The following is a 21,789-nucleotide window of genomic DNA, read 5'->3' on the forward strand; positions in this document are numbered from 1 at the left end:
GCACGCACTCGGCGAGCGCGCTCAGCGCGGGCCGGCGTCCCCGCCGAGTCGGACGCGCTCGACGGGCGCGCCGGCGCGCATGATCCAGGCGCGGCCGCGGCCGGGCACGCAGTACGGCGGCAGCTCCCGGTCACCGGTCAGCAGTCGGTAGTCGGCCGCGCACGCGGCGTCGACGAGCAGATCGTTGCCCGCCCGCACGGCCTGCAGGGTCTGCCAGGACCGCTGCCACTGCTCGCCGTCGCCGACCACGACCAGCCGCCCGTCCTCGGCCGGCGTCGCCAGGTCCGGGTCGCCGCCGGAGCCCGGCACGGCGACCCCGTCGAGGCCGCACACGCGGGCCCCTACGACAAGCGCCGAATCCTCCACAGCGCGGCGCATGTGCGCGCTGCGGGTGACCACGCCGGTCAGCGGCGCGCTCGGCGTCCACCGTTCGATCGCCGTCGACGCGGAGGGCCGGGGCCGGGGCGGCAGCGCGACTTGCACCGCGCGGCCGTCGATCATCGCGCGGCCCCGCGGCATCCGGTCGTCGGCGTCGGCGGGCGTCCCGCCCGCGGCGGCCAGGTCGGCCCGGCTCACGCCGCGCAGGAGCACGCGACGCGGGATCAGCTCGGCGAGTCGGCCCACGGCGCCCGCCATCCGCTGCGTCGAGATCACGACCCGCGGCCCGCCGGCGCCCGCCACATGCACGAGGCGTTCGAACCGGTCGGCGACCGCCTGCGCGTATTCGGGCGGAAACCGGGTCAGGAGCGCGTCCAGGTCGTCGGCCAGCACGATCCGCCCGGGCGCCGGCGGGTCATCCGCGAGCCGGCACACGACGTCCCACGCGGCCTCGAGATCACGCGGGATCCAGACCGGGTCCGGCGTCTGCGCGGCGATCGTCTCCAGCAGCGCCGTCCGCCCCGATCCGGCCGCGCCGATCGCGCACAGCCCGCGCTCTGCGAGCGGAAGCACCGCCGGTACCCGTCTCTGGTGCTCGGGGTCGTCGGCGATTCCGAGCACGATCGCGCCGTCCTCGGATGCGATGCGGGATGCCTCGACCAGCGTCACGCGGTCGGGCAACGGGGGCAGCCACGTGGGATGCGGCACCGGGCCGCGCGCCTCATCCGCGACCCGCTGCACGAGAACCTGCGACGACAGCGCGACGCGCACGGTGTGCGGGGCGTCGTCCGCCGCCCGTCGCACGAGTGCCGTCCCGCGGCGGCGCGGATCCCCCGACAGCGACGCGGCGGCATCGGTGCCGATGAGCGCACGGCTGTCGGCGGGGTCGGCCACGCGCAGACCGATCCGCAGCGGACAGTTGGCCAGCAGCGCTTCGCGGAACGTCCCCGTCGCCCGCTGCGTTCCGAGGATCAAGTGCATACCCAGGGCGCGACCGCGCGCGGCGATGTCGGTGAACACGGCGTCGAGCTCGGGGTGGGCCCACGTGAGCGCGGCGTACTCGTCCACCACGATCACCAGACGCGGCAGACGGGTGCCGGTCACGTCCCGCGCCCCGGCCCGCACGATCTCGGCCTCGCGCCGGCGCAGCTCGGCGCGCAGACTCTGCAGCGCCCGGCGCGCTCCCCCGGCATCCAGATCCGTGATCACACCCGTCACGTGAGGCAGCGCCTCGAGGCGATCGAACGCGGTGCCGCCCTTGAAATCGGCCAGAAGGAACGTGACCTGCTGCGTGGCGAACCGGGCGCACAGCGCCGTGATCCAGCTCGTGAGCAGCTCGCTCTTGCCCGCCCCGGTCATGCCGGCCACGAGCGCGTGCGGCCCGTCCTCGACCAGGTCGACATCGAAGCCCGCCCCGTGCTCGCGACCGATCCGCACCCGCAGATCGCGCGCGCCGAGCTCGGCCGGCCCGGTGAGCAGATCGTCGAGGGCGAGGACGCCGTCGTGCCCGGGCGACCCGTACACCGCCTCGGCGCGCGCCGCCAGAGCCGTGGCGAGTCCCTCGGCCTGATCGAGGCTGATGCCCTCGAGGCGGATGTCGCGGCTCGTGCCGTCGTGGTCCATGCGGGCGCGATCGACCCCGGTGAGGGTGATCACGGCGGCGCAGCCGGGCGGCGGTGCCTGGCCGGGGTCGACTCGCGCGATCACGACGTCGCCGGCCGGCACCGGCATCCCCGGCTCGCACAGCACAAGCGTGCGCGCCAGCGGCCCGCCCTGCGCGTGCGGAAGCCGCGAGACCCACGGCTCGGCGCTCGCGAGCGACTCCGGTGCCACCCGCAGGCGGTCGGGCGGCGCCACGAGGCACGCCTGCATCGCCAGCGCCCGCACCACCGCCCGCGCGAGCCCCTCGGGACCGCACACCGCGATCCCGGCATCCGCCGGCACGATGATCGGCGCGTCGTCGAGCACGGCCGCCGACCGGGCCAGGGCGGCCGACGCGGCATCGTCGCCGCCGCCGTCCACGCGGACCACGCTGCGCACGACGCCGCGCCCCACGACCAGATGCTCGCCGCGCCCTGAGCCGCGTCGATCCGAGCCGCCTCGCCACACGTCGCCGGAACGGGCGTCGGCGCCGGTGAGGGTCAGCACGTCCGGATGCCGCGCCCAGGCGTGTCGGCGCTCCCGCTCGTGTCGCGACTGCACGACGGCGGCCACCCGCCGCTGCGCCCCGGCCGCCTCCTGCGCCCCGCGTCGCCGCGTGGCGCGTGCCGCCCGCGCGCCGTCGACGAAGACGCGGCGGCGATCGCAGGTCCCAGCGCCGCGAACCACAGCATCATCGCGGTGCCGGTGACCGCCCAGAGCACGACGGCGCCCGCGATCGGGACCGCCGAGGCCACGAGCGGCAGCGCGCCGCGGCGCGGCGGCGAGGGCGGATCGGGCAGCCGCAGCGGCGCGTCGAGCGGGTCGACCGACGGCGCATCGAGCGGAGCCGGCAGCGAGCGTTTCGTGCGTTCGTCGAGCGCGGTCGGCGGTGCGGAGAGGTCGGATCGGCGCATGACGTCCAGTCAACGCCGGTCCGCCGTCCGGCCGAGGCGGCCCGAGCCGATCTGTGCAGAAGTCGGGGTCAGTCCTCGTCTGGGGAGGAGACCTCGCCGTGCACGGCGACGTCGAGCACGACGATCGTGATGTTGTCGCGGCCGCCGTTGTTCAAGGCGGCCTCGAGCATGGCCGACACGGCCTCGCCCGGGTCGGAGTGCTCGGCCAGGAAGTGCTGGATGCCGTAGTCCGTGAGCTCCTTGGTCAGCCCGTCCGAGCAGATCACGAACCGGTCGCCGTCGACCAGGTCCAGGCGCACGTAGTCGGGTTTGACGCTGTCGGACGGCCCGACCGCGCGGGTGATCACGTTGCCGTACGGATGGTTCTCGGCCTCTTTGGGGCTCAGCCGCCCGGCAGCGATGAGCTCCTGCACGACGGAGTGGTCGGTCGTGATCTGCACGATCTCGCCGTCGCGCACGAGGTACACGCGCGAGTCGCCGATGTTCAGGGTCACCCAGTGCGGGTCGCCGTGCGTGGTCTCGAAGTAGACGCCGGTGACGGTCGTGCCGGTGCCGTCGTCGGTGGTGTCGGGGTGTGACGCGATGTCTTTCACGGCCCGCCCGAGCGCCTTCTCGATCGTCTTGGCCGACACGTCGCCGGCCTCGGCGAGCGGACGCAGCCGGTCGATCGTGCTGCTGCTGGCGATCTCGCCGCCGATGTGGCCGCCCATGCCGTCCGCCACGACGTACAGCGGGTACTCCGCGAGCATCGCGTCCTGATTCACCTCGCGACGGCGGCCGACGTCGGTCACCGCCGCCCATGCCAGGTCGACGGATCCTGCGGGCAGTTCGACCGTGTGGAACCGTGTGAGCACGTCGGGCACGCCGTGTCCTCCCTGGGGGTGGCTTGCGCCGCCTGGAGCAGCCGGCGACGTTGACATACTAGTTGACGCCGTCCGCGGCATCCTCGTCCGCCACGACCGGCACGGCCCCGGTCGGAATGGGCGGCGCGCCCGTGTCGAGCACCGGCGCCTCGAACTGCGCGTTGTACAGCCGCCAGTACGCGCCCTTGGCCGCCAGCAGCGCGTCGTGCGGGCCCTGTTCGACGATGTGGCCGTCCTCCATCACGAGGATGAGATCGGCGTCGCGGATCGTCGAGAGCCGATGCGCGATCACGAACGACGTGCGGTCGGCGCGGAGCCGCGACATGGCGCGCTGGATCAGCAGCTCGGTGCGGGTGTCGACGGAGCTGGTGGCCTCGTCCAGGATCAGGATCCGCGGGTCGGCCAGGAACGCCCGCGCGATGGTGACGAGCTGGCGCTCGCCCATCGACAGGTTCGTCGCCTCGTCGTCCAGCACGGTGTCGTAGCCGTCCGGCAGGGCGTGCACGAAGCGGTCGACGTAGGCGGCGGTCGCGGCATCCACGATCTCTCCGTCGGATGCCTCGGGCCGCCCGTACGCGATGTTCTCGCGGATCGTCCCGGCGAACAGCCACGTGTCCTGCAGCACCATGCCGGTGCGCGCACGCAGGTCGGCGCGCGTCATACGGCGGGTGTCGACACCGTCCAGGCTGATCACGCCCTCGTCGACGTCGTAGAACCGCATGATGAGGTTCACGAGGGTGGTCTTGCCGGCGCCGGTCGGCCCCACGATCGCGACCGTGCTGCCGGGACGCGCTGCCAGGTTCAGATCGTCGATCAGCGGCTTGTCGGGCAGGTAGCGGAACGCGACATCGTCGAACACGAGCGTGCTCGCCTCGGACGGCACGGTCTCGGCGTCGTCGGGGTCGGGCGTCTCTTCGGCCTCGTCGAGCAGCTCGAACACGCGCTCGGCGCTGGCCACGCCGGACTGCAGCAGGTTCGCCATCGACCCCAGCTGGCTCAGCGGCTGCGTGAACTGCCGCGAATACTGGATGAACGCCTGCACGCCGCCGACCGAGATGAGGCCGTCGGCGATCTGGATGCCGCCGACCACGGCGATCGCGACGTACACGAGGTTTCCGACGAACATCATCGCCGGCATGATGATGCCCGACACGAACTGCGCGCCGAAGCTCGCCCGGTAGACGGTCTCGTTCTCGCGGGCGAAGTCCGCCTCGACGTCGCGCTGATGGCCGTAGATCTTCACGATCGCGTGGCCGGAGAACGTCTCTTCGACGCGGGCGTTGAGCACGCCGGTGGCGCCCCACTGCGCGACGAACATCTTCTGCGAACGCTTGGCCACCACGACGGTCACGACGATCGTCAGGGGGATCGTGACCACGGCGATCACGGCCAGCAGCGGCGAGATCGTGAACATCATGATCAGCACGCCCACGACCGTCAGCAGCGAGATCACGACCTGCGACATGCTCTGCTGCAGGGTCTGGCCGATGTTGTCGACGTCGTTGGTGACGCGGCTGAGCAGCTCGCCGCGCTGCATGCGGTCGTAGTACGACAGCGGCAGCCGATGCAGCTTGTCTTCGACCCGCATGCGCAGGCGGTGCATCGCCCGCTGGACGACGATGTTCAGGATGCGCCCCTGGATCCACATGAACACCGCCGAGACGATGTAGATCGTCAGCACGGCGCCGATGAGCCAGGCGAGGTGCCCGAAGTCGATGCCGGCGCCGGGGGTGAAGTCCATGCTGCGCAGCATGTCGGCGACCTGCCCCTGACCGTTCGACTGCAGCTGGTCGAGGATCTGCGTCTTGGTGACCCCGGGCGGCAGATCCTTGAACTGCAGCGAGACGAACCCCGCGACCACGACGTTCGTGGCCTCGCCGAGCAGCTTCGGCCCGGTGACGCTCAGGGCGACGCTGAGGGCCCCGAGCAGGACGACGAAGGCGAGCCACAGGGCGTCGGGCCGCAGCATCCGCAGCAGCCGCATCGCGCTGGGGCCGAAGTTCTGCGCCTTCTGGGTGGGCGCCATCATGCCGCGGCCCATCGGGCCGTGGCCGCGCTGCCTGGTGGGAGTGCTCATGCCGCCTCCTGTGCCGAGAGCTGCGAATCCACGATCTCGCGGTAGGTCTCGCACGTCTCGACGAGCTCATCGTGCGTGCCGAGCCCGACGAGGCGGCCATGGTCGAGCACGACGATCTGGTCGGCGTGCTGGATCGTCGAGACGCGCTGGGCCACGACGATGCGCGTGGCGTCGGGCACGCGCTCGTCGAGGGCCCGGCGCAGGTCGGCGTCGGTGCGCAGGTCGAGTGCTGAGAACGAGTCGTCGAAGATGAACACCTCGGGTCGGTGCGCGAGCGCGCGGGCGATCGACAGGCGCTGGCGCTGCCCGCCCGACACGTTCGTGCCGCCCTGCGCGATGGGCGCCTCCAGCCCCTCGGGCATCGCCGCGACGAAATCATCGGCCTGGGCGATCTCGAGCGCCTCCCACAGCTGCTCATCGGTGGCCTCGGCGTCGCCGTAGCGCAGGTTCGAGGCGATCGTGCCCGAGAACAGGAACGCCTTCTGCTGCACGAGCGCCGTGCGGCGCCACAGCTCGTCGGGGTCGTACTCGCGCACGTCCACCCCGTCGACGACGACCGCGCCGGCGGTGACGTCGAACAGGCGGGCGACCAGGCCCACGAGCGTGGTCTTGCCCGAGCCGGTCGACCCGATGATCGCCGTGGTGGTGCCGGGCTCGACGGTGAACGAGATGTCGTGCAGCACGGCCTCGTCGGCACCCGGGTAGGTGAACCCGACGCGGTCGAACACGACGCGGCCCGCAGGCACGGGCGCCTCGGCGGGTTCTGCCGGCGCGGCCACCGACGGCTCGGTCTCGAGGACCTCGCCGATGCGGTTCGCGCAGACTGCAGCGCGCGGGATCATCACGAACATGAACGTGGCCATCATGACGCCCATGAGGATCTGCATCATGTAGGTCAGGAACGCGAAGAGCGTGCCGATCTGGGCGTCGCCGTCCTGCACCTGGAACGCGCCGAACCAGATCACGGCGGCGCTGGTCACGTTCAGCACGACCATCACCGCCGGGAACATGATCGCCATCAGGTTGCCGGCGCGCACGCCCGACTCCATGACCTCGCCGCTGGCCCTCTCGAACCGTGCGCGCTCCTCGCGCTCGCGCACGAACGCGCGCACGACGCGGATGCCGGTCAGCTGCTCGCGCATGATCTGGTTGACGCGGTCGATGCGCCGTTGCATGGCCCGGAACGCGGGCACCATCCGCACGACGACCAGCGAGACGATGATCAGCAGCACCGGCACCGAGACGGCCATCAGCCACGACAGTCCGACATCCTGCCGGATCGCGAAGATCACGCCGCCGATCGCGAGCATCGGGGCCGACACCATGAGCGTCGCCGACATCTGCACCAGCATCTGCACCTGCTGCACGTCGTTCGTGTTGCGGGTGATCAGCGACGGCGCCCCGAACTGGCCCACCTCGCGCTGCGAGAAGGCGACCACGCGTCGGAACAGATCGCCGCGCAGATCGCGGCCCATCCCCATCGCCAGACGCGAGCCGAAGTACACCGCCGTGATCGCGCACAGGATCTGGCCGAGACTGATCAGCAGCATGACGCCGCCGGTGCGCCAGATGAAGTCGATGTCGCCCTTGAGCACGCCGTCGTCGATGATGTCGGCCTGCAAGGTCGGCAGCCAGAGGGATGCCAGGGCCTGCGCGAGCTGGAAGACCAGCACGCCGACGATCAGCGGCCAGCCGGGGCGCAGGTAGCGCACGAGGAGTCTGCCCAGCATGTCAGTCCTTTCCGCGGGGCCGGCCCGCGATGCCGTACAGGATGAACCCGACGAGCTCGTCGTCGGTGAACCCGGCGTGCTCGTCGAATCGCGCGGCGTTGGCCGCCATCCCCGCCATGCGCAGGATCGCGCCCATCCGGTCGACGTCGATGGTCAGCTCATCGGCGTCGGGAGCGAAGACCGCCGCCACGGCCGTGCGGTACGCGTCGTCGCGTCCGGCGGCGAAGAACGACCGGATGTCCTCTCGCGGCACGAGCGACAGCATCCGCATCATCTTCTGCGTCCACATGCGGGTGCCGCGCACGAGGATCGCGACCTTCTCCTCCAGCGGCAGCGAGGGATCCACGAGCCCTTCGGCCATCCGCGCACGCGACTGGGCGAAGAACGTCTCGACGACGGCGCGCACGATCGAATCCTTGTCGCCGAAAGCGCGGAAGATCGTGCCCTCGGCGATGCCGAGGTGCTCGGCGAGCTGCCGTGTGGTGAGGGCCGAGCCGTGCTCGAGGAACAGCGGGACCGCCTGCTCGGCGATCATCGCACGCCGCTGATCGGGCGGCATCGGCTCGGCGCGAGTGCGCGCCTGATCGGCCTCGCCGGCATCGACGATAGCCGGGACGTCGGAGACATCGGTCTGGTCCACGGGTACAGAGCGTAATGAGTGAGCACTCACTCCGCAATATCCGAAGCGTGCGCTCTCAGCGAACCGCCGCGTCGACAGGCACGCTGGTCGGCCCGTTCGCTCTGGGCGAACGATGCCTCAGCGGCCCTGGAATCGCGGCTGCCGCTTCTGCTGGAAGGCGGCGAACCCCTCCCGGTAGTCCTCGGTCTGCGACAGCTGCGTCTGAGCGAGTGCCTCGGCCGCCATGGTCTGCCACAGGCTCATGCGCTCGTCGCGCAGCCGCATGACGATCATCTTGCTGGCCAGGAATGCCGCGGTCGCTCCCTGCGCGGCCCGGCGGACGGCGCTGGATGCCGCGTCCTGCACGCGATCGGCGGGGAACACCTGTGAGAACAGCCCCGAGGAGGCGGCCTCCTCCCCCGTCATGAGCCGGCCGGTGTAGACCAGATCGAGGGTCTTGTGCGCGCCGAGCCGCTGCACGAACAGCGCATGCCCGCCGGAATCGAGGGTGGCGCCGAGAGCGGCGAACGGCGAACCGATCTTGGCGGTGTCGGCGACATAGACGACGTCGGTCGCGATCAGCAGCCCGAGCCCGACGCCCAGGCACGCGCCCTGTGCGGCGGCGAAGGTCGGGGCCGGGAACGACGCCATGCGCCGAAGCAGCGGCGTGAGCAGCTCATCGAGATAGCCGGGCACATCGTCGGTCGCGGGATCCACGTGCGAGATGTCGCGGCCGGCGCAGAACGCGCGCCCCTCGCCGCGCAGCAGCAGCGCACGCACGCCGGACTGCTCGGCGTCGGCGTATGCGGCGTCCAGTTCGCGCAGGCCGCTCTCGTCGAGCGCGTTGAGCTTGTCGGGAGCGTTCAGCACGATCTCGGCGACACCGTCGGCGATGGTCAGGTCGATCACGGCTGCTCCTTCACAGGTCGGCTACACGTCGTAGTCGACGACCACGGCATCGGTGGTGGGGTGCGACTGACACGTCAGGATATAGCCTCGCTCGAGCTCGTCGGGCTCGAGCGCGTAGTTCTCGGTCATCCGCACGTCGCCTTCGACCAGGCGCGCACGGCACGTTCCGCACACGCCGCCGGCGCAGGCGAACGGCACGTCCGAGCGCACCCGGAGGGCGGCGTTCAGGATCGTCTCATGGGCGCTGCGCGGGCTGTCGACGGTCGCCGACTGCCCCTCCAGCGTGAACCGGATATGGCAGACCGGCTCGTCGGTGCGGACCACGACGGGGCGCGCAGCGTTCGGCATCACCTGCCCCGGCTCGCCGGTCGTGAACAGCTCGTGGCGGATGTGCCGGCGGTCCACGCCCAGGTCGGTCAAGGTGTCGCGGCACAGCTGCACGAGCTCGAACGGACCGCACAGGAACCACTCGTCGACCGTGCTCGGGGGCACGAGCACATCGAGCATGGTGCGCAGCTTCTGCTCGTCGATCCGGCCCGACAGCAGCGGCGCCGTGCGCTGCTCGCGCGAGAGCACGTGGTGCAGCGCGAGGCGCGACGGGTAGCGGTCCTTGAGGTCGGCCAGATCGTCGAGGAACATGACGTCCGAGCGCGACCGGTTGGTGTAGATGAGCGTGAACCGAGACGTCTGCGACCGGGCGAGCACCGTGGTGGCCAGCGCCATCAGCGGGGTGATGCCGGACCCGGCGGCGATGCCGACGAGGTGTCGGCCGTCGAGGTCTTCGAGGCGCGAGGTGAACGAGCCCTGGGGGCTCATCACGTCCAGCACGTCGCCGGGGTGCAGCTCGGTCTGCGCCCACGTCGAGAACCGTCCCCCGAGGTCGCGCTTGATCGCGACGCTCAGCCGGCCGTCGGCGGGTGGGCGGCACAGCGAGTACGAGCGGCGCAGCTCGTCGCCCTCCAGCTGCACCCGCAGCGCGACGTGCTGACCGGCCAGGTACTCGTAGTCGGGGAGCAGCTGGTCGGGGACGGCGAACGTGACCTCGACGGCGTCGTCGGTGAGCGCGCGCACCTCCGACACCGTCAGGGTGTGGAACCGGGCGCGGTGGCGCGGGGCGGGTCCGCCCACGGCGCCGGCCAGGAACGCCCCGGCGAGCCGCTCGGCGTCGGACGCGGTCTCGGTCGCCGTTGCGGGGGCGGCATGCTGCACGGACTCGTCCATCAATGCGCCTTGACGTAGTCGAACGGCTCGAGGCACGCGCGGCATTCGTACAGCGCCTTGCATGCGGTGGAGCCGAAGTGCGAGATCTCGCGGGTGTTCAATGACCGGCAGTGCGGGCAGCGCACGTGCAGTCCGCCGAGCACGGGCCGGGTGGGACGGACGCCGGTGGGCGGTGCGATGCCGAACTCCTCGAGCTTGCGCCTGCCCTCGGCGCTGAGCCAGTCCGTGGTCCAGGCGGGGGCGAGCACGGTGCGCACGTCCACGTCGGCGAACCCGGCCTCGCGTACGGCGGCGGCGACGTCGCGGGCCATGACCTCCATCATCGGGCAGCCCGAATACGTCGGCGTGATGACCACGGTCACCGTCGAGCCGTCGACGCGCACGTCGCGCAGCACGCCGAGGTCGGCGATGGTCAGCACCGGAAGCTCGGGGTCGCAGACGGTGGATGCCGCAGCCCACGCACGCTCGACGTCGGTCTGAGCCGCGCCCGCACCAACGGCATCCGGCGCGCGTCGGACGGTCTGCTCGTTCCACGGCCCGAGCACCGCCTCGAGGGCCTCGAGGCGCGATGGCTGCAGATCGCGGCGTCGTTTCGTCTCGCTCCGCTCGCTCAACGACCGAACCATCGTCACCATGTCGCCCCCGGGTGCTGCCTCGCGAGCACCTGCATCTCGGCCAGCAGGTACCCGAGCGTCGGGAAGTGCTCGCCGCGGCGTCCTCCCCCGGATGCGGTGAACCGCGTCGGCACGGTCAGCCCGGCCTCGTCGAACACGGCGCCGGTCACCTCGTCGAACGGCGCACGCAGGCTGGACGGCCGCACCGCGACGCCCTCGAGCCGGTCGATGAGCGGCTCGTCGCAGAACAGCTCATCGACGTACGGCCACACGTCGTCGATCGCCTGGATCATCCGCCTTCGCGACTCGTCGGTGCCGCCCGCAAGCCGCAGCGTCCACTGGATCGCGTGGTCGCGGTGGTACTCGACCTCTTTCACTGCCTTGCCCGCGACGGCGGCCAGCACCGGATCGGCGGACTGCTGCAGCTGCGAGTACAGCGCGAAGTGGTAGACGGATGCCGCGAGCTGGCGCGCGATCGTGTGCGCGAAGTCGCCGTTGGGCTGCTCGAACAGCCAGGCGCTGCGGAACTGCGGCTCGTCGCGGAAGTACGCCAGATCGTCCTCGGTGCGCCCGTCGGCCGACCCGGCGTAGTGCAGCAGGCTGCGCGCGTGGCCGAGCTGGTCGAGCGCGATGTTGGCGAGGGCCACGTCCTCTTCGAGCTCGGGAGCGCGGGCGATCCACGCGCCCAGCTGCTGCGCGAGGATGAGCGCGTCGTCGCCGAGCCAGAGCGCGTACTCCGCGACGTCCGGCGTCGCCGTGCGCGCCTGGTCGCCGGCGAGTTCGGCCGACAGCTCGACCTCGTCGACGGAGATGTGGATGGCGCGGGTCATAGGTGCGGCACCCCCTCGGACGCGGTGTAGTACGTCGCGTGACGGTAGTTCTTGCCCGCCGGACTCTCGAAGAACGCGCCCTTCGAGTCGGGGTCGCTCGTGGTGATCGCGTCCGACGGCACGACCCAGATCGACACGCCCTCGTTGCGGCGCGTGTACAGGTCGCGCGCGTTGCGCACGGCCAGCTCCGCGTCGGGTGCGTGCAGCGACCCGACGTGCACGTGGCTCAGGCCCCGCCCGGCACGGACGAACACCTCCCACAGCGGCCAGCTCTCGCGCGGATCGGCTCCCGAGACGGTCATGCCGCGGCCTCCTTCTGCTGCTGCTTGCGGGCGTACTCGGCGGCGGCCTCGCGCACCCACGCCCCGTCCTCGTGAGCGGTGCGGCGGTTCTGGATCCGTACAGCGTTCATGGGGCCCTTGCCCTTGAGTACGTCCATGAACTCGTCCCAGTCGATCGGGCTCGTGTGCCACTGCTGCGCATCCTCGTCCCAGCGCAGCTCGGGGTCGGGAAGCGTCACGCCCAGCACCTCGGCCTGCGGCACCAGCATTCCGATGAAGCGCTGCCGCAGCTCGTCGTTGCTGAACCGCTTGATCTTCCACGCCATCGACCGGGCCGAGTTCGGCGATTCGTCGTCAGGCGGGCCGAACATCATCAGGCTCGGCCAGTACCACCGATCCACGGCATCCTGCGCCATCTGCCGCTGCACCTCGCTGCCCTGCATCAACGACAGCAGGATCTCGAACCCCTGGCGCTGGTGGAACGACTCCTCTTTGCAGATGCGCACCATCGCGCGACCGTACGGTCCGTACGAGCAGCGGCACAGCGGCACCTGGTTCACGATCGCTGCGCCGTCCACGAGCCAGCCGATCGCCCCCATGTCGGCCCACGTCGGGGTCGGGTAGTTGAAGATCGACGAGTACTTGGCGCGCCCGGAGATGAGCTGCTCGGTCATCTCGTCGCGCATGATGCCCAGCGTCTGCGCTGCGGAGTAGAGGTACAGCCCGTGCCCGGCCTCGTCCTGCACCTTCGCCATCAGGATGGCCTTGCGCTTCAGGCTCGGCGCGCGGGTGATCCAGTTGCCCTCGGGCTGCATGCCGATGATCTCGGAGTGCGCGTGCTGCGAGATCTGCCGGATCAGCGTCTTGCGGTACGCCTCGGGCATCCAGTCCCGAGGCTCGATGCGCTGGTCCGCGTCGATGAGCTCGTCGAACGCCGCCTGCTGGTCGGCCTCGCTGATCGCGATGGTCATCCTCGACTCCTTCGGTAATTACCTACCGCTCGTTCAGTAATTATGACATACTCGTGCCGGGGGTGCGACGACGCGCCCGCGGGAGGGATCGACGATGACGGATGCCGCAACCCGGCCGATGATGCAGAGGGACCGCGCATCGGCGGCCCTCGGGATGCGCGTCGAGATCGACGAGCCGGGCCGGGCGGTCGTGTCGATGCCCGTGCGCGAAGACATGACGAACGGCTTCGCGATCACGCACGGCGGGCTCGTGTTCGCCCTCGCCGACACGGCGTTCGCGATCGCGTGCAACGAGGACGAGCGGGTCACGGTGGCCTCGGGCGCCGACATCACGTTCCTGAAGTCCACCCGCGTCGGACAGACGCTCACGGCGACGGCGCTGCGTCGGGTGGTCAGCGGACGCAACGGCCTGTACGACGTCACGGTCACCGACGAGACCGGCGACGTGGTGGCCGAGTTCCGCGGGCGATCGCTCACGACCAACCGCACGATGGGAGACGCAGATGTCTGAGACTGTGGCTGCGGCCGGATCGTCTGCGGCGGGAGCCGACCCCGCGACGCTCGATCCCGAAGAGCGCATGTCGGTCGACGAACTGCGTGCGCTGCAGCTGAAGCGCCTGCAGTGGACGGTGCGGCACGCGTACGAGAACGTGCCGCTGTACCGGCGCACCTTCGACGAAGCGGGCGTCGCGCCGAATGACATCCGCGTTCTCGAGGACGTGCAGCGGCTGCCGTTCACGACCAAGGCCGACCTGCGCGACACGTACCCGTTCGGCATGTTCGCCGTCCCGATGGACCGGGTGCGCCGCATCCACGCCTCGTCGGGGACGACCGGGCGGCCGACGGTCGTCGGCTACACCGAGGGTGATCTGCAGCGGTGGGCGCAGCTTGTGGCCAGGTCGCTGCGGGCGGCCGGGGTGCGGCCGGGCATGAAGGTGCACAACGCGTACGGATACGGCCTGTTCACCGGCGGCCTGGGGCTGCACGACGGCGCGGCGCTGCTCGGTGCGACCGTGATCCCGATCTCGGGCGGACAGACCGCGCGCCAGGTGCAGCTGATCCGCGACTTCGAGCCCGAGGTCATCACGTGCACGCCGAGCTATCTGCTCACGATCGCCGATGCGATGGAACAGGCGGGCATCGATCCGCGCTCGACGTCGCTGCGGATCGGGGTGCTCGGCGCCGAGCCGTGGACCAACGAGCTGCGCGGCGAGATCGAGCGGCGCCTGGGCATCGACGCGGTGGACATCTACGGCCTGAGCGAGGTGATGGGGCCGGGGGTCGCGAACGAGTGCGTCGAGACGAAGGACGGCCCGCACGTGTGGGAGGACCACTTCCTGCCCGAGACGATCGACGGTGAGTCCGGCCTGCCGGTGCCCGACGGCGAGCTCGGCGAGCTGGTGTTCACGTCGCTGACGAAAGAGGCGTTCCCGGTCATCCGGTACCGCACGCGCGATCTCACCCGGCTGCTGCCCGGCACGGCACGCCCGGGCATGCGCCGCATCCAGAAGATCACCGGCCGCGACGACGACATGATCATCCTGCGCGGCGTGAACCTGTTCCCGACGCAGATCGAAGAGCTCGTGCTCGGCATCGAGGCGCTGACCCCGCACTTCGTGCTCGAGCTCACCAAGAGCGGGCAGCTGGACGCGATGACCGTGCGCATCGAACGTGACCCGGCGCTGTCGAGGGAGACGTGCGTCGCGGCCAGCGACGTGCTGCGCCAGCGCATCAAGGCGCACCTGGGCACCAGCGTCGAGGTACGGCTCGAAGAGCCGGGCACCCTGCCGCGCAGCGAGGGCAAGTACAAGCGCGTCTACGATCTGCGGTAGGAGCGGAGCGTCGTTTAGACTCGCTGCGCTCGCTCAACGACCGGGGCCGTGTTCGCTTCGCTACTGCTTGGCGACGAGGGTGAGCACGTCGTAGGTCGCGACGATCTCGTCGTTCTGGTTGCGGATCACCGCGTCCCAGCGCACTTCGCCGTAGTCTTCGGTCTCTCGCGGCGTGATCTGCTTCGCCGTCAGCGCGACCCGGATGCTGTCGCCCGGCGACACCGGCGTGACGAACCGCAGGTTCTCGAGGCCGTAGTTGGCCAGCACGGGACCCGGCGCCGGGTCGACGAACAGCCCGGCCGCGAACGACACGAGCAGATAGCCGTGCGCGACCCGCCCCGGGAAGAACGGGTTCGCGGCGGCGGCCTCTTCGTCCATGTGCGCGTAGAACGTGTCGCCGGTGAAGTGCGCGAACGTCTCGATGTCGTCGAGTGTGACCTCGCGGCTCGCCGAGGCGAGCTGGTCGCCGATGCGCAGCTGCGCCAGAGACTTGCGGAAGGGGTGCACGCCGTCCGAGACGACCGCGGCGCCCGGATGCCACACGCCGGTCAGCGCCGTGAGCATGTCGGGCGACCCCTGCACCGCCGTGCGCTGCATGAAGTGCAGCACGGCGCGCACGCCGCCCAGCTCTTCGCCGCCGCCGGCGCGGCCCGGGCCGCCGTGCACCAGATGCGGGACGGGCGAGCCGTGCCCCGTCGAGGTGCGCGCGTCGGCGGAGTCGAGGAACAGCACCCGCCCGTTGTAGGCGCCGATGCCGGCCATGAGCTCGGCGGCGACCGCCGGATCGTCGGTCGCGACGCTGGTCACGAGCGACCCGCCGCCGCGGTTCGCGAGTTCGATCGCCTGGGCGACGCTGTCGTAGCCGATCAGCGCCGAGACGGGCCCGAACGCCTCGACCTGGTGCACGACCTCGGGCGCGTCGGGGCCGAACCCGACCAGGATCGGGTCGACGAACGCCCCGTCGGGCGCAGGTCCCGTCGTGCCGTCGCCGCGCACGACCTCCGGCGCCTCGGTGGAGCCGACCAGCAGCTCTCCTCCGGCGCTCACCAGCTGATGGACCTGGGCCATCAGCTGGTGAGCCTGCTCGATCGAGACCACCGGGCCCATCGTGACGCCGTCGGCGTGCGGATCGCCGACGACGACCTTCTCGGCGAGCTTCTGCCGCAGCGCGGAGGCCACGGCATCCATCGATGCCCGCGGTACGATCGCGCGGCGGATCGCCGTGCACTTCTGGCCGCTCTTGGCGGTCAGCTCGACCATGAGCTGCCGCACGAACGCGTCGAACACCGGTGTGCCGGGAGCCGCGTCGGGGCCGAGCACCGACGCGTTGATCGAGTCGGTCTCGCTCATGAACCGCACGCCGTCGGGCGCCTGCGCCCGCAGGGCGGCCGCGGTCGAGGCCGACCCGGTGAAGGCGACCGTGTCGCCCAGCTGCAGCAGGTCGAACAGACCCGGCACCGCGCCCGAGACGAGCTGCAGCGCGCCGTCGGGCATGAGCCCGGTCTCGACGAGCATGCGCACCCACGCCTCGGTGATGTAGGCGGTCGGCGTGGCCGGCTTGATGAGCGTCGGAACGCCGGCCAGGAACGCGGGCGCGAACTTCTCCAGCGGGCCCCACACCGGGAAGTTGAACGCGTTGATCTGCACGACCACGCCGGGCAGTCGCGTGTAGACGTGGCGACCGAGGAACGAGCCGTCCTTCGACAGGGTCTCGGCGGGCCCATCGAGGTAGACCTGCGCGTTCGGCAGTTCCCGCCTGCCCTTCGAGCCGTACGTGAACAGCACGCCGATGCCGCCGTCGACGTCGATCATCGCGTCGCGCACGGTGGAACCCGCTCGCTTGCTCAGGTCGTACAGCTCGGTCTTGCGGTCGTTCAGCACCATCGCGAACTGCTTCAGCAGCAGCGCGCGCTGGTGGAACGTCAGCGCCCCCAGCGACTGCTGCCCCGTTGCGCGCGCGTACTCGAGGGCGCCATCCAGGTCGACGCCGGCACTCGAGACCCGGGTGATCTCCTCCCCCGTCGACGCGTCGCGCACGACGGTCGCTCCGCTGTCGTCGGCCGGGGTCCACCACTGGCCCTGCAGGTGGCTGGGCAGGATCATGCTTCGCTCCATTCGTAGAATCCGCGACCGGATTTGCGTCCCAGTCGCCCCTCGGCGACCATCCGGCGCAGCAGTTCTGGCGGTGCGAACCGCTCGCCCAGCTGCGCGTACAGCTCTTCGGCGATGCCCAGGCGCACGTCGAGTCCGACGATGTCGGTCGTGCGCAGGGGGCCCATGGGATGCCGGTACCCGAGCTCCATCGCCGTGTCGATGTCGGCCGGGCTCGCGACGCCCTCTTCGACCATGCGGATCGCCTCCAGCCCCAACGCGATGCCGAGCCTGCTCGAGGCGAACCCGGGCGCGTCGCGCACCACGACCGCCGTCCTGCCGATGCCCTCCACCCAGCCCCGCACCCGCTCGAGCACATCCGGCCCGGTGGCCGCCCCGATGACCACCTCGACGAGCTTCGAGGCGGGAACCGGATTGAAGAAGTGCATGCCGAGGAAGCGTTCCGGAAGGGCGACGTGTGCGGCGAGGGCGTCGATCGAGATCGACGACGTGTTCGAGGCGAGCACCGCGTGGGGGGCGATCGCGGCCTCGGCGCGCGCGAACGCGTCGGCCTTCATCGCTCGGTCCTCGGGGACGGCCTCCACGACCAGGGCGCAGCCTTCGAGGGCCGCCGCGTCGGTCGTGACGGTGACGGATGCCTCGACCTGCGCCGCATCGCGCTCGAGCGCTCCGCGCTCGGCCGAGCGGGCGACCAGACCACGGACGCGGGCGGCTGCGGCATCCACCGCCGCGTCGTCGCGCTCGATCACGACGACCTGCGCGCCTGCGCAGGCGAACGCGTGCGCGATGCCCGCGCCCATGCGTCCGCCGCCGATGACGCCGACGCGAGAGGGGATCATCGCTTTCTCCGTTCCAGGAACGCGGTCATGCGTCGCATCTTCTCGGGGCTCTCGAACAGTTCGGCCTGCAGCTCGAGGTCGATCGCCGGGTGGTCGGTCGCGCGCAGCGCGGTCTTGCTGTGGCGCACCGCGAGCGGGTCGTTCGCGGCGATGCGGTCGGCCAGCGCGTGCGCGGCTTTCATCAGCTCGTCGGCCGGATGGATCGACGTCAGCAGCCCCCAGGCGAGGGCTTCGTCGGCGGTGAGGATGCGGCCGGTGTAGAGCATCTCAGCCGCACGCGCCTCGCCCACGAGCTCCGGCAGGCGCCAGGTCGCCCCCGCCGCCGCGATGATCCCGAGCCCCGTCTCGGGGTTGCCGATCTTCGCGCCGGGCGAGCCGATGCGCAGATCGGCGGCGAACGCGAGCTCGGCGCCGCCGCCCAGCGCGTACCCGTCGATCGCGGCGATCACCGGCATGGGCAGGGCACGGATGCGCATGAACACGCGCGTGTTGATGCCCGCCCGCGCATCGGCCGCGCGACGCTGCAGCATCTGGTGGATGTCGGCGCCGGACGCGAACGTGCCACCGGCGCCGGCGAGGATCAGGATCTTCGGGGAGGCCTCAAGCTCGGCGCACAGCGCATGCAGGCGGTCGACGAGATCCTGGTCGATCGCGTTGCGCACGTGCGGTCGGTTCAGCGTCGCCACGACCCGGTCATGGTGACGGTCGATCAGCAGCGGCTGCTGTTCCTGCGTGTCGTCTTCGCCCACACGAATACCCTACCGATCGTTCAGGAATTCGCCCAGTCATGCCAGACTGACACGGTGGGCGAACAGGTGCGGCGCGGCAGACCGGGCTACGACCGCGACCGGATCCTGGCCGTCGCGGTCGCGGTCTTCAACGAGCAGGGCTACGACGCGACGTCGGTCGCGCAGCTGGCCGATCGCCTTGGCGTGAGCAAAGCCGCGCTCTACCACCACTTCGATTCGAAGGAGGAGCTGCTCGCCGTCGCGCTGGAGCGCGCGCTCGGCGGACTCGAGGCCGTGCTCGCGGCTCCCGACGCGATCGACGGCGCGGCCTCCGACCGGCTCGCGGCGGTGCTGCGCGGTGCGGTGCGGGTGCTGGTCGCCGAGCTGCCGTATGTGACCCTGCTGCTGCGGGTTCGCGGCAACAGCGACATCGAGCGCGCGGCCCTGGACCGGCGGCGCGCGTTCGACCAGCGCGTCACGGCGCTCGTGCGCGCAGCGCAGGACGAGGGCGGCGTGCGCGCCGACGTCGACGCCCGGGTGGCGACCCGGCTCGTGTTCGGCATGGTCAACTCGCTCGTCGAGTGGTATCGCCCGACCGGGCCCGAACGCGCCGACGAGCTGGCCGCCGACGTTCTCACGGTCGCGGTGGACGGCCTGCGCACTCGCTGAGTCGCGCTGCGCGCGTGCTCGCGGGGCGGCCGGGGGGATCACATCGCAGGCTCGGGCGGCGGGAACAGCGCGTCGATCGCCGCCAGGTCCGCGGCATCCGGCGTCCACGCCGACCCCGCGGCGGCGTTCGCGCGCACCTGCTCGGGCCGGGTCGCCCCGGCGATCACGCTCGACAGTGCCGGGCGCGAGAGCAGCCAGCCGTAGGTGGCCTCGAGCATCGTGATGCCACGCTCGTCGCAGAACGCCTGGTACGCGTCCAGGGCGTCCCACGGCGCGTTCTTCCACAGGTACGGCCGCTGGCGCATGATGCGGCTGTCGTCCGGCCCGCCGGCGCGGGTGAACTTGCCGGTGAGCAGCCCGTTCTGCAGCGGGAAGTACGGGAAGAAGCCGAGTCCGTACCGCTCGGTCGCGCGCAGCACGTTGCGCTCCGCGCCTCGGGCCAGCAGGCTGTACTCGTTCTGCGCCGACACGTAGGGCACCGCACGCCGCTCGCGGGCGACGAAGTGCGCCTCGGCGATCTGCCAGCCCGAGAAGTTCGAGTGACCGATGTAGCGCACCTTGCCCTCGCGCACGAGGTCGGTCAAGGCATCCAGCGTCTCTTCCATGGGCGTGAGGTTGTCGGGCGTGTGCAGCTGGTACAGGTCGATCCAGTCGGTCTGCAGACGCTGCAGGGATGCCTCGACCGCACGTCGCACGTAGGTGCGCGACCCGTTCGACCCGCCGTACGGGAACGGTGCGCCGGAGTGGCCGAACTTCGTCGCCAGCACGACCTCGTCGCGGCGGCCGCGCAGCGCTTCGCCCATAAGCGTCTCGGACAGGCCGCGCTCCTTGCCGTACATGTCGGCGGTGTCCAGGAACGTGACGCCGGCGTCGATCGCGGCATCGAGCACAGCCTTCGTGCCCTCGAGCGTCTCGGTCGCGGTGCCCGCGCGCCCGAAGTTGTTGCAGCCGAGGCCGACGGCGCTGACGAGGAGTCCGGATGCGCCCACGCGGCGCCGCTGCAGATCAGTCACGCCTCCACGCTATCGCCGTCCGCGGCCGCCTCGCGCCCGTTGCGGGCGTCATCGGTCTGGCGCTACCGTGGGCGCATCCGCCGGGACGGCCGGCCACGCTCAGCACGAGAACCAGGAAGGCTCCGCCATGAGTGACCCCAATGCATCGACGCCGGATCAGCCCGACGCCGCCGGTCCGCAGCAGCAGCCGCAGCAGCCGTACGGACAGCAACCGCAGCAACAGCCGTACGGACAGCAACCGCAGCAACAGCCGTACGGACAGCAACCCCAGCAACAGCCGCCGCAGCCCTACGGGCAGCAGCCCCAGCAGCCGCAGTACGGCGAGGCAGCCGCCCCGCTGACACCCGAGGGCGACAAGCAGGCGGCGATGTGGGCGCACATCGGCGGCATCGTCTGGTTCCTGCCGGCGCTGATCATCTGGCTCGTCGCGAAGGACCGTGGCCCGCGCACGAACGTCGAGGGCAAAGAGGCCCTCAACTGGCAGATCACGTTCACGATGGCCTACATCGCGCTGCTGATCGTGGTGAGCATCGTCAACAGCGCGCTGCTGGCCGCGGGGCTCTTCTTCCTGCCGCCGATCGTGGCACTGCTGCCGTTCGCACTGTGGGTCGTCAACGTCGTGTTCTCGATCATCGGCGGCGTCACCGTCAATGGCGGCGGCAGCTACCGCTACCCCGTGAACCTTCGTCTGATCAAGTAGCGCCCTTCGCGGTCGATACGCGGGGTGCGGGGTCAGACGACCAGGTCGAGCTCGTTGGGGGCGCCGGGGCGCAGCACGAGACCGGCGGCGTCGGCCCACCGGCGCAGGGCGGCAAGCGACCCGATGCGCGGGCGCTCGGTGGCCAGGCGACGCACCAGGTCGCCCTTCGCGTGCTTGTTGAAGTGGTTCAGCGCGCGAACGGCCCCGTCCGGGCCTTCGCTGACCACGCGCAGGTACACCGAGTGCAGGCTGTCCGGCACCGGTCCGAGGGCCGCGTACGCCTCGGATCGCAGGTCCAGGACGAAGGACGGGGATGCCGCAGCCAGCGCTGACGTCACCGCGTCCGCCCACAGCCGGCGCAGGGACTCCAGCCCCGGCAGGCTCGTGCCCGCGGCCAGCCGGTAGGCCGGGATCGCGTCCATCGCGCCAACCGGCCCGAACGGCGCCGAGTGGATCATGACATGGGCGCCGAGCCAGCGGCGGGCCGCGGCATCCATCTCCCCCGCGCCCAGCGCGTCGAACAGCACGCCCGTGTACCGGTCGGCCGCGACCATGGTCGGGCCGGTGCGCAGCTCGGCGTTGTGCGCGATGTCGCCGCGCTGCCGATCCGACAGCTTCAGCACCCGCGCGGCCTCGTCCTCATCCGCGGCCAGAGCCACCAGGGCGTCCACGACGCGGTCGCGCAGCACGGCGAGCTCCGGCAGCGCGAGGCCGCCGATCTCGAGCGGGCGGCGACGACCGCCGTCGCGCTTGGTCTCGGACGGCGGCAGCAGGATCAGCACGCGCGGGATTCCCCTTCTCGCGGCGCCCGGGACGAGGCGTCCACCGAACGCACCTGTAAATGACGA

Annotated in this window: 21 protein-coding genes; 4 read left to right on the plus strand and 17 right to left on the minus strand. The window is 71.2% G+C overall.

Annotated elements, in window-relative coordinates; all coding sequences use genetic code 11:
- Nucleotides 1-21: 21 nt before the first annotated feature.
- The 12 genes from AC3RX0_RS12725 to paaA form a co-directional block, all read right to left on the minus strand.
- Complete coding sequence (locus AC3RX0_RS12725) at nucleotides 22-2,526, minus strand: FtsK/SpoIIIE domain-containing protein (RefSeq protein WP_491506372.1); 2,505 nt, start codon at nucleotides 2,524-2,526, stop codon at nucleotides 22-24.
- Complete coding sequence (locus tag AC3RX0_RS12730; RefSeq protein WP_491506373.1) at nucleotides 2,520-2,933, minus strand: hypothetical protein; 414 nt, start codon at nucleotides 2,931-2,933, stop codon at nucleotides 2,520-2,522. Before AC3RX0_RS12730 ends, AC3RX0_RS12725 begins: the two co-directional genes overlap by 7 nt.
- Before the next feature lie 68 nt (nucleotides 2,934-3,001).
- Nucleotides 3,002-3,796, minus strand: coding sequence for a PP2C family protein-serine/threonine phosphatase (locus AC3RX0_RS12735; protein WP_491506374.1), 795 nt, complete (start codon nucleotides 3,794-3,796; stop codon nucleotides 3,002-3,004).
- Nucleotides 3,797-3,854: 58 nt separating this feature from the next.
- Nucleotides 3,855-5,873, minus strand: a complete 2,019-nt coding sequence (locus AC3RX0_RS12740; protein WP_491506375.1) for an ABC transporter ATP-binding protein — start codon at nucleotides 5,871-5,873, stop codon at nucleotides 3,855-3,857.
- Nucleotides 5,870-7,603 (minus strand): ABC transporter ATP-binding protein, encoded by a 1,734-nt coding sequence (locus AC3RX0_RS12745; protein ID WP_491506376.1) that lies wholly within the window; start codon nucleotides 7,601-7,603, stop codon nucleotides 5,870-5,872. The genes AC3RX0_RS12740 and AC3RX0_RS12745 overlap by 4 nt, the downstream gene beginning before the upstream one ends.
- A 1-nt stretch (nucleotide 7,604) precedes the next feature.
- Entirely contained in the window at nucleotides 7,605-8,243 is a 639-nt protein-coding gene (locus AC3RX0_RS12750) for a TetR/AcrR family transcriptional regulator (RefSeq protein WP_491506377.1), read from the minus strand.
- A 117-nt stretch (nucleotides 8,244-8,360) separates the two neighbouring features.
- Nucleotides 8,361-9,131 (minus strand): enoyl-CoA hydratase/isomerase family protein, encoded by a 771-nt coding sequence (locus AC3RX0_RS12755; RefSeq protein ID WP_491506378.1) that lies wholly within the window; start codon nucleotides 9,129-9,131, stop codon nucleotides 8,361-8,363.
- A 21-nt stretch (nucleotides 9,132-9,152) separates the two neighbouring features.
- On the minus strand, nucleotides 9,153-10,352 hold the full coding sequence (paaE, locus tag AC3RX0_RS12760) for a 1,2-phenylacetyl-CoA epoxidase subunit PaaE (RefSeq protein ID WP_491506379.1): 1,200 nt from the start codon (nucleotides 10,350-10,352) through the stop codon (nucleotides 9,153-9,155).
- On the minus strand, nucleotides 10,352-10,897 hold the full coding sequence (gene paaD / locus AC3RX0_RS12765; RefSeq protein ID WP_491506858.1) for a 1,2-phenylacetyl-CoA epoxidase subunit PaaD: 546 nt from the start codon (nucleotides 10,895-10,897) through the stop codon (nucleotides 10,352-10,354). The genes paaE and paaD overlap by 1 nt, the downstream gene beginning before the upstream one ends.
- Before the next feature lie 83 nt (nucleotides 10,898-10,980).
- The gene (gene paaC / locus AC3RX0_RS12770) at nucleotides 10,981-11,796 is read right to left on the minus strand and encodes a 1,2-phenylacetyl-CoA epoxidase subunit PaaC (protein ID WP_491506380.1); all 816 of its coding nucleotides are present in this window, start codon (nucleotides 11,794-11,796) and stop codon (nucleotides 10,981-10,983) included.
- A complete protein-coding gene (paaB, locus tag AC3RX0_RS12775) occupies nucleotides 11,793-12,098 on the minus strand; it encodes a 1,2-phenylacetyl-CoA epoxidase subunit PaaB (RefSeq protein WP_308491458.1) in 306 nt (101 codons plus the stop codon). The genes paaC and paaB overlap by 4 nt, the downstream gene beginning before the upstream one ends.
- Nucleotides 12,095-13,048 carry a 1,2-phenylacetyl-CoA epoxidase subunit PaaA gene (gene paaA / locus AC3RX0_RS12780; RefSeq protein WP_491506381.1) on the minus strand — a complete coding sequence of 318 codons (954 nt, stop codon included), beginning with the start codon at nucleotides 13,046-13,048 and terminating at the stop codon, nucleotides 12,095-12,097. The genes paaB and paaA overlap by 4 nt, the downstream gene beginning before the upstream one ends.
- 94 nt (nucleotides 13,049-13,142) lie before the next feature.
- Here paaA and paaI point away from each other — a divergent pair, with 94 nt between their 5' ends.
- Nucleotides 13,143-13,559 carry a hydroxyphenylacetyl-CoA thioesterase PaaI gene (gene paaI, locus AC3RX0_RS12785; RefSeq protein WP_491506382.1) on the plus strand — a complete coding sequence of 139 codons (417 nt, stop codon included), beginning with the start codon at nucleotides 13,143-13,145 and terminating at the stop codon, nucleotides 13,557-13,559.
- Nucleotides 13,552-14,880, plus strand: a complete 1,329-nt coding sequence (gene paaK, locus AC3RX0_RS12790) for a phenylacetate--CoA ligase PaaK (RefSeq protein ID WP_491506383.1) — start codon at nucleotides 13,552-13,554, stop codon at nucleotides 14,878-14,880. The genes paaI and paaK overlap by 8 nt, the downstream gene beginning before the upstream one ends.
- A 60-nt stretch (nucleotides 14,881-14,940) precedes the next feature.
- On the opposite strand, the gene paaZ is transcribed toward paaK, so the two are convergent.
- Genes paaZ through AC3RX0_RS12805 form a run of 3 tightly spaced genes read right to left on the minus strand, consistent with a single transcriptional unit; the run spans nucleotide 14,941 to nucleotide 18,580 of the window.
- Nucleotides 14,941-16,983: a phenylacetic acid degradation bifunctional protein PaaZ gene (paaZ, locus tag AC3RX0_RS12795; RefSeq protein WP_491506384.1), complete on the minus strand. Its 2,043-nt coding sequence runs from the start codon at nucleotides 16,981-16,983 to the stop codon at nucleotides 14,941-14,943.
- Complete coding sequence (locus AC3RX0_RS12800) at nucleotides 16,980-17,831, minus strand: 3-hydroxyacyl-CoA dehydrogenase family protein (RefSeq protein ID WP_491506385.1); 852 nt, start codon at nucleotides 17,829-17,831, stop codon at nucleotides 16,980-16,982. The genes paaZ and AC3RX0_RS12800 overlap by 4 nt, the downstream gene beginning before the upstream one ends.
- Entirely contained in the window at nucleotides 17,828-18,580 is a 753-nt protein-coding gene (locus AC3RX0_RS12805; protein ID WP_491506386.1) for an enoyl-CoA hydratase/isomerase family protein, read from the minus strand. Before AC3RX0_RS12805 ends, AC3RX0_RS12800 begins: the two co-directional genes overlap by 4 nt.
- A 54-nt stretch (nucleotides 18,581-18,634) precedes the next feature.
- Here AC3RX0_RS12805 and AC3RX0_RS12810 point away from each other — a divergent pair, with 54 nt between their 5' ends.
- Nucleotides 18,635-19,228: a TetR/AcrR family transcriptional regulator gene (locus AC3RX0_RS12810; protein ID WP_491506387.1), complete on the plus strand. Its 594-nt coding sequence runs from the start codon at nucleotides 18,635-18,637 to the stop codon at nucleotides 19,226-19,228.
- Between the two features lie 38 nt (nucleotides 19,229-19,266).
- Here the strand turns inward: AC3RX0_RS12810 and AC3RX0_RS12815 are convergent, their stop codons facing one another.
- Nucleotides 19,267-20,241 carry an aldo/keto reductase gene (locus AC3RX0_RS12815; protein WP_491506388.1) on the minus strand — a complete coding sequence of 325 codons (975 nt, stop codon included), beginning with the start codon at nucleotides 20,239-20,241 and terminating at the stop codon, nucleotides 19,267-19,269.
- Nucleotides 20,242-20,368: 127 nt separating this feature from the next.
- On the opposite strand from AC3RX0_RS12815, the gene AC3RX0_RS12820 reads away from it, so the two are divergent.
- Nucleotides 20,369-20,941: a DUF4870 domain-containing protein gene (locus AC3RX0_RS12820; protein WP_491506389.1), complete on the plus strand. Its 573-nt coding sequence runs from the start codon at nucleotides 20,369-20,371 to the stop codon at nucleotides 20,939-20,941.
- A 32-nt stretch (nucleotides 20,942-20,973) separates the two neighbouring features.
- On the opposite strand, the gene AC3RX0_RS12825 is transcribed toward AC3RX0_RS12820, so the two are convergent.
- Complete coding sequence (locus AC3RX0_RS12825) at nucleotides 20,974-21,723, minus strand: YaaA family protein (protein ID WP_491506390.1); 750 nt, start codon at nucleotides 21,721-21,723, stop codon at nucleotides 20,974-20,976.
- Nucleotides 21,724-21,789 lie beyond the last annotated feature (66 nt).

Source organism: Microbacterium sp. W1-4-2, assembly GCF_058349885.2.

What these genes read in the sequence shown, in the direction of transcription:
- AC3RX0_RS12730 (WP_491506373.1), bottom strand. Translation starts at nt 2,933, where the DNA reads ATGCGCCGATCCGACCTCTCCGCACCGCCGACCGCGCTCGACGAACGC.
- AC3RX0_RS12740 (WP_491506375.1), bottom strand. Translation starts at nt 5,873, where the DNA reads ATGAGCACTCCCACCAGGCAGCGCGGCCACGGCCCGATGGGCCGCGGC.
- AC3RX0_RS12745 (WP_491506376.1), bottom strand. Translation starts at nt 7,603, where the DNA reads ATGCTGGGCAGACTCCTCGTGCGCTACCTGCGCCCCGGCTGGCCGCTG.
- paaE (WP_491506379.1), bottom strand. Translation starts at nt 10,352, where the DNA reads ATGGACGAGTCCGTGCAGCATGCCGCCCCCGCAACGGCGACCGAGACC.
- paaA (WP_491506381.1), bottom strand. Translation starts at nt 13,048, where the DNA reads ATGACCATCGCGATCAGCGAGGCCGACCAGCAGGCGGCGTTCGACGAG.
- paaZ (WP_491506384.1), bottom strand. Translation starts at nt 16,983, where the DNA reads ATGATCCTGCCCAGCCACCTGCAGGGCCAGTGGTGGACCCCGGCCGAC.
- paaK (WP_491506383.1), top strand. Translation starts at nt 13,552, where the DNA reads ATGTCTGAGACTGTGGCTGCGGCCGGATCGTCTGCGGCGGGAGCCGAC.
- paaB (WP_308491458.1), bottom strand. Translation starts at nt 12,098, where the DNA reads ATGACCGTCTCGGGAGCCGATCCGCGCGAGAGCTGGCCGCTGTGGGAG.
- paaI (WP_491506382.1), top strand. Translation starts at nt 13,143, where the DNA reads ATGACGGATGCCGCAACCCGGCCGATGATGCAGAGGGACCGCGCATCG.
- AC3RX0_RS12800 (WP_491506385.1), bottom strand. Translation starts at nt 17,831, where the DNA reads ATGATCCCCTCTCGCGTCGGCGTCATCGGCGGCGGACGCATGGGCGCG.
- AC3RX0_RS12820 (WP_491506389.1), top strand. Translation starts at nt 20,369, where the DNA reads ATGAGTGACCCCAATGCATCGACGCCGGATCAGCCCGACGCCGCCGGT.
- paaC (WP_491506380.1), bottom strand. Translation starts at nt 11,796, where the DNA reads ATGACCCGCGCCATCCACATCTCCGTCGACGAGGTCGAGCTGTCGGCC.